General features: G+C 63.0%; 7 protein-coding genes. 2 read left to right on the top strand and 5 right to left on the bottom strand.

The window, feature by feature from the left end; all coding sequences use genetic code 11:
- The 5 genes from accC to EN935_RS16730 form a co-directional block, all read right to left on the bottom strand.
- A complete protein-coding gene (accC, locus tag EN935_RS16750; RefSeq protein WP_023812133.1) occupies positions 1 to 1,344 on the bottom strand; it encodes an acetyl-CoA carboxylase biotin carboxylase subunit in 1,344 nt (447 codons plus the stop codon).
- Positions 1,345 to 1,354: 10 nt separating this feature from the next.
- On the bottom strand, positions 1,355 to 1,813 hold the full coding sequence (gene accB, locus EN935_RS16745; RefSeq protein ID WP_109671760.1) for an acetyl-CoA carboxylase biotin carboxyl carrier protein: 459 nt from the start codon (positions 1,811 to 1,813) through the stop codon (positions 1,355 to 1,357).
- 26 nt (positions 1,814 to 1,839) lie between these two features.
- Complete coding sequence (aroQ, locus tag EN935_RS16740) at positions 1,840 to 2,274, bottom strand: type II 3-dehydroquinate dehydratase (protein WP_109671702.1); 435 nt, start codon at positions 2,272 to 2,274, stop codon at positions 1,840 to 1,842.
- A 149-nt stretch (positions 2,275 to 2,423) separates the two neighbouring features.
- Positions 2,424 to 3,227: a DsbA family protein gene (locus tag EN935_RS16735; RefSeq protein ID WP_127265441.1), complete on the bottom strand. Its 804-nt coding sequence runs from the start codon at positions 3,225 to 3,227 to the stop codon at positions 2,424 to 2,426.
- Positions 3,228 to 3,286: 59 nt separating this feature from the next.
- Complete coding sequence (locus EN935_RS16730) at positions 3,287 to 4,681, bottom strand: M48 family metalloprotease (protein WP_127265442.1); 1,395 nt, start codon at positions 4,679 to 4,681, stop codon at positions 3,287 to 3,289.
- A gap of 145 nt (positions 4,682 to 4,826) precedes the next feature.
- Here EN935_RS16730 and EN935_RS16725 point away from each other — a divergent pair, with 145 nt between their 5' ends.
- A complete protein-coding gene (locus tag EN935_RS16725; RefSeq protein WP_109671699.1) occupies positions 4,827 to 5,975 on the top strand; it encodes an aminotransferase class I/II-fold pyridoxal phosphate-dependent enzyme in 1,149 nt (382 codons plus the stop codon).
- A gap of 4 nt (positions 5,976 to 5,979) precedes the next feature.
- On the top strand, positions 5,980 to 6,736 hold a 757-nt coding region (locus tag EN935_RS16720), incomplete at its 3' end, for a glutaminase (RefSeq protein ID WP_127373451.1).

Below are 6,736 nucleotides of genomic sequence, written 5' to 3'. Positions count from 1 at the left end.
CTACTCTTCCTTGGCCAGATATTTTTCCAGCCAGTGGATGTCGTAGTCGCCATTGGCGATGTCGGCATTGCCGACGAGATCACGAAACAGCGGCAGCGTCGTCTTGATGCCGTCGACGACGAATTCATCGAGCGCCCGGCGAAGCCGCATCATGCATTCGACGCGGTTGCGCCCATGCACGATGAGCTTGCCGATCAGGCTGTCGTAATAGGGCGGGATCTTGTAGCCGGAATAGACGCCGGAATCGACGCGGATGCCGAGGCCGCCCGGCGTGTGGAAGTGGGTGATCGTGCCGGGCGAGGGCGTGAAGGTGCGCGGGTCCTCGGCGTTGATGCGGCATTCGATGGCGTGGCCATTGAACTTGATGTCCTCCTGCTTCACCGACAGGCCGCCGCCGGAGGCGACGCGGATCTGCTCGTGAACGAGGTCGATGCCGGTGATCGCTTCGGTCACCGGATGCTCTACCTGCAGGCGCGTGTTCATCTCGATGAAATAGAACTCGCCGTTCTCGTAGAGGAATTCGATGGTCCCGGCGCCGGAATAGCCGAGGTCGGCGATGGCCTTGGCGCAGATGCCGCCGATACGGGCGCGTTCTTCGGCATTGAGGGCCGGCGAGGGCGCCTCTTCCCAGACCTTCTGGTGGCGGCGCTGCAAGGAACAGTCGCGCTCGCCGAAATGCACGCCGCGGCCAAAGCCGTCGCCGAACACCTGCACCTCGATGTGGCGCGGCTTTTCCAGATATTTCTCGATGTAGACGGCATCGTCGCCGAAGGCCGCACCGGCTTCCGTGCTGGCTGTCTGCAAGGCGATCTCAAGATCAGCTTCGGTGAGGGCGACCTTCATACCGCGCCCGCCACCGCCGGCCGAGGCCTTGATGATCACGGGATAGCCGATCTCGGCGGCAATGCGCCTGGCTTCCTTTTGATCGGTGACGGCGCCGTCGGAACCTGGCACAACCGGAATGCCGAGACGCTTGGCGGTGCGCTTGGCCTCGATCTTGTCGCCCATGATGCGGATATGGTCGCCGGATGGGCCGATGAAGGTGATGTTGTGCGCGGCCAGTATGTCGGCGAACTTGGCGTTCTCCGACAGGAAGCCGTAACCCGGATGCACGGCATCAGCGCCGGTGATCTCGCACGCAGCGACGATCTGATGGATGTTGAGGTAGCTGTCGCGCGATGGCGGCGGGCCGATGCAGACGCTCTCGTCGGCGAGCCGCACATGCATGGCGTCGGCGTCGGCGGTCGAATGCACCACCACCGTCTGGATGCCGAGTTCCTTGCAGGCGCGCAGGACCCGAAGGGCGATTTCGCCGCGATTGGCGATGAGGATCTTCTGGAACATCAGGCCCGCTCTACTCGATCACGACGAGCGGCATGCCATATTCGACCGGCTGCGAATCCTCGAACAGGATCGCCGTCACAGTACCGGCGCGCGGCGAGGGGATCTGGTTCATCGTCTTCATCGCTTCGATGATCAGCAGCGTCTGGCCTTCCTTGACCTTCTGGCCGACCTCGATGAATGCCTTGGCATCCGGCGACGGCGCCAGATAGGCGGTGCCGACCATCGGCGAGGTGACCGCATTCTTGGAAAGGTCGGCTACAACAGGCACAGCGATGGCGGCAGCTTGGGCTGCTGCCGGGGCATAGGCCGGCTGCGGCGCTGCGATCGCATGAACGGCCGGTGCCTGGCGCGAGACGCGCACCTTCAGGTCGCCCAGTTCGACCTCGATCTCGGTCAGGTTGGTGTCGTTCAGTATGCCCGCCAGATCGCGGATCAGCTGCTGGTCAACACCGGTCTTCTTTATCGACATTTTCGAGCCTTCTGTTTGTTGGCCGGTCATAGGCGTGCTGCCAGCGCCTGCAATGCCAGCGTGTAGCCGAGCGGCCCAAAGCCACAGATCATGCCGACGGCGACCGGCGCGACCATGGAGACGTGGCGGAATGGTTCCCGCGCATGGATGTTGGAAAGATGAACTTCGGCGACGGGCAGCGGCGCTATGGCGCGGATGGCGTCGTGGATGGCGATCGAGGTGTGGCTGTAGGCGCCTGGATTGATGACGATGCCGACAGCCTTGTCGCCGGCTTCCTGGATCCAGTCGACAAGGTCGCCCTCATGGTTCGACTGGCGGAAATCGACCTCGAGCCCGAGTGCCGTGCCGGCCTGCTTGCAGTCCTCGGCGATGGCGGCCAGCGTCTTGCCGCCATAGATGCCCGGCTCGCGCTTGCCGAGCGCGTTGAGATTGGGACCGTTCAGGACGAAAACCGTTTTCAAAAAAACCGACCTTTTCCGGCGCCGGCATCAAGCCGGCGCGTTGGGCCCTCTATAATGGGCATAGCTGCCCGCGGAAAGAGCGCAAGTGCGTTCTTTCACTGTCCACAACGGGTGGAAATGTGGCCGTGAGAAATATGCCGGTGAGCAAATCAAAGCGCGGCTTTCGCCGCCTCGATCTTTTCAGCCAGCACTTCCTGCCCAAGCGCCCCGAACACGACCTCGTTGCCGACCACGTAGGACGGCGTTCCGGTGATCGCCAGCTTGTTGGCAAGATCGTAGGTCTTGGCGAGGGCCTCGTTGATTGTCGGGTCCTTCATTTTCTCACGCAGCGCCGCTTCGTCGGCACCGAGCGACAGCGCGACCTTGATGGCCGCCGCCTCGGTGGCGCGTCCCTGGCCGCCGAGCAGCGCATTGTGGAACTCGCCGTACTTTTCCGGCTTCATCAGATGGAAGGCCATCGAAACGACGCTCGCCTTCTGCGAATCCGGCCCGAGGATCGGGAATTCTTTGAGCACGAAGCGCAGGTCCGGATCGGACTTGGTCAGCGCCTTCATGTCGTCGATGGCGCGTTTGCAGAAGCCGCAATTGTAGTCGTAGAACTCGACTATGGTGACCTTGCCGTCCGGATTGCCGACGACGCCGTCGAAGGCCGAATTGAAGATCTGATCCTTGGCATTCTTGATCACGCCGAGATGAGCGATGCGCTGCTCTTCCTTCTGCTTGGCCTCAAGCGCATCCTGGACCTCCAGAAGGACTTCCGGGTTCTTCAACAGATAGTCGCGGATGATGCCTTCGACCTCGGCGCGGTCGATCTTGGTGTCGGCCGCTGCCGTCTCGACGGGCTGCGCGGTGCCAGCCCTGGCAATTTGTGGGCTTCCGGCCACGAACCCAAAAGCCAGCATGGCCAGGGCGACCGCAACCCCCGTGGTGCCCAGCAGCAGTGCCTTTTTCATCGTTCCGTTCCTTCTACCTGTTTCCGGTCTGGCTGTGTCGCAGCGCGCGACCGGAAGGTTCACTTGATCTTGGTTGATGCTTTGTAGTTTATGATATCCTGGGCGCGAAGCCAGCGTGGCTCGCCACGCTTCATCTCCTGCTGCGCCCGCATGGCGAAAATCTTCGCATCCTTGTAGTTGCCGGAATAGAAATGGCCCTCGGCGGTGGCGAGTTCGGCGCCCGGTATGTCGCCCAGCTCGCCATAGGCCTGCGCCAGATAGCGATACCCGGCCGAATTTTCCTTGTCGCGCCCGAGGCCATTGTTGATTTGCACGACGGCTTTTTTGAGCGAGTCGGGCGTGCCGACGGCCATCAGCGCCTGACCCATGGACACCGGCAGCAGTCCGGACCGCGCCGGATCGAGGCTGACCGCCTTGGCATAGGCATCCGCGGCTTCCTTGGGCTTGTTTGCCTTCATCAGGATATCGCCGCGCAATTCCTGGAAATAGGCATTCTTCGGCTGCGCCTTGATCAGTGCATTGGTCTTGGCGAGCGCGGCGGCGATACTGCCGAACAGGTAGGTCGACTGGGCATCGCCATATTGCGCGGCGAGGGTCCCTTGCATCTTGCGCATCAAACGCGACGCGGCGGCCTGGCCTTCCATATAGACGGCGATCTTCACCCGCATCATGTCATGACGCTGCTGCAGCGCGGGCGGGTCGAGCTTGTCGACATTGGGGCTCTGTTTCACCAGCACTTCAAGATTGGCGATGCGGTCTTGCGGCATCGGATGGCTGATCCGATAGGGATCGACCTGCGCGCCCGACAGCGACAGTGCCGTTTGGAAGCGATGGAACGTCTTCAGCATGCCCATGCCGGATTGGCCGGTGGCGTTGAGATAGGTGATCGCCGAGCGGTCGGCGGTCATCTCCTCGGTGCGCTGATAGGCGAGGATGCTGCGCTGTGCCATCTCGCCGCCGCCGGCAGCCACACCCATGCCCGCACCGGCAAGGCCGCGGCTGTTGGTGGTTGCACCGGCGACGATGGCGCCGGCGCCAAGCAATGTCGCGATGATGGCCATCGTCTTGGCGCGTTCGAGCTGGTCGCGCAGCTTCTGCTGGTGGCCGCCGGCGATATGGCCGGCTTCGTGGGCAATGACGCCAATGATCTCGTTGGGCGTTTCGGCCGTCATCAGCGCGCCGGTGTTGATGAACAGCCGGCGCCCGGTGACAAAGGCGTTGAAACTCTGGTCGTTGACCAGAACGATGTCGATGCCGTCATTCGCCAGACCCGCCGCCCTGAAGATCGGCCGTGCGTAATCGCGCACCAGCGCCTCGATCTCGGCGTCGCGCACCACCGGCACGTTCTGGGCAAAGGCGCTGACCGAACTCGCCATTGCAACGGCTACGCCAAGCGAAAGCGTCGCGAAGACGCGCGCTGCCTGGGCAATCGTCGATCTGGGTCGGCTCAACATGATGGCTCCACTGGTAGACGAGCGGGCGAAAGATGAAAAGTCGGCGCCGGAAACTTCCTCAACTTGTGATCCTCACATCAATCGGGCATTTGTGCGGCACATGCGCCAGTGCTTGGCGCCGTCAGTCATCGGGAATACTGGTTAAATGGTCGTTTCGCTCTCACGCCGTGGCAATGTCGAACCCTTCCATGCCATGGACATTCTGGCAGAGGCAAACCGGCTGAAGGCCGAGGGCGTGCCGGTTGTTTCGATGGCCGTCGGCCAGCCCTCCGATCCCGCGCCGGTTCTGGTTCGTGCGGCCGCGGCCAAGGCTCTGCAGGACGGACGCATCGGCTACACCGACGCGCTCGGCCTCGCCGCCTTGCGCAAGGCGATCGCCGGACACTACGCTGATCACTACGGGCTTGATATTGAGCCCGGCCGGATCGCGGTGACGACCGGGTCGTCGGCCGCCTTCAACCTCGCCTTCCTGGCGATGTTCGACCCGGGTGACCGCGTCGCCATCGCGGCGCCCGGCTATCCCGCCTATCGCAACATCATGGCCGCACTCGGCATCGACGTGGTCGAGATCGAGCTCGGCGACGCCGCCTACCTGCATGCCGGCCATCTCGAGACCGCGCATCGTGGAAAGCCGCTGAAAGGTGTTCTGTTCGCCAGTCCGGCCAATCCAACAGGCGCGGTCATTCCGGCCGATGAACTGGGGGCTCTGGTGAGGACGGCACAAGACCTCGGCGTCGCCGTCATCTCCGACGAGATCTACCATCGGCTGGCCTACGCCGCACCCGACACCACGGCGCTTGCCTATGGCGGCGACGTGACGGTGATCAACTCGTTTTCGAAATACTATTGCATGACCGGCTGGCGCATCGGCTGGATGGTGCTGCCGCAAGACCTGGTGCGGCCGGTCGAGCGCGTCGCCCAGAGCCTCTACATCTCGCCGCCTGAATTATCGCAGATTGCCGCGATCGAGGCGTTCAGGGCAACTGAGGAGCTGGAGGCGGTGAAAGGCCGTTACGCCTGGAATCGTGAGCTCTTGATGAAACGTTTGCCGGAACTCGGCTTTCCGCTGGCGGCGCCAATGGACGGCGCCTTTTACGCCTTCTGCGACGTCACCAGGCACACCAATGACAGCATGGCCTTTGCACGCAAGATGCTGGCCGAGGCGCATGTGGCGGCAACGCCTGGCCGCGACTTCGACACGCAGGCGGGGCACCGGACCATGCGTTTCTCCTACGCCGGCAGCCACGACGACATGGTCGAGGCAATGGCGCGCATCGAACGCTGGTTGAGGTAGGGCCATGCCGGAACTCGAACAAGCGCTGGCCGAAGTCGCAGCCGAAATGGCCGAGCGCACCGATCGTGGTGATGTCGCCACCTACATTCCGCAGCTGGGCAAGGTCGATCCGAAGAAGTTCGGCATCGCGGCCGTCACCAATGACGGCGGCGTGCTGATGGCAGGTGACGCCGAACAGGCCTTTTCGATCCAGAGCATCTCGAAAGTGTTCACCCTGACACTGGCGCTCGGCAATGTTGGCGACGCGCTGTGGCAGCGGGTCGGACGCGAACCGTCAGGCAATCCGTTCAACTCGATCGTGCAGCTCGAGCACGAGAACGGGATTCCGCGCAATCCGTTCATCAATGCCGGCGCCATCGTCATTTCCGACATCCTGCTTGCCGGCCACCAGCCGCGTGAGGCGATCGGCGAAATCCTGCGCTTCATCCAGTTCCTCGCCGATGACGAAACGATCATCATCGACCGCGAGGTCGCCGCGTCCGAACGGGCCACCGGGTACCGCAACTTCGCGCTTGCCAACTACATGAAATCCTTTGGCAATCTCCACCATGCGCCGGAGCTGGCGCTAGGCGTCTACTTCCACCATTGCGCCATCGCCATGAGTTGCCGGCAACTGGCGCTCGCTGGCCGCTTCCTCGCCAATGGCGGCAAGAACCCGGCGACCGGGCATTCCGTGGTGTCGGCCGAGCGGGCACGCCGCATCGGCGCGATGATGCTGACCTGCGGCCACTATGACGGCTCCGGCGATTTTGCCTTCCGCG

It is taken from the genome of Mesorhizobium sp. M7D.F.Ca.US.004.03.1.1, assembly GCF_003998635.1.
Taxonomy (GTDB): domain Bacteria; phylum Pseudomonadota; class Alphaproteobacteria; order Rhizobiales; family Rhizobiaceae; genus Mesorhizobium; species Mesorhizobium loti.
This window is presented reverse-complemented; position numbering and strand designations above follow the sequence as displayed.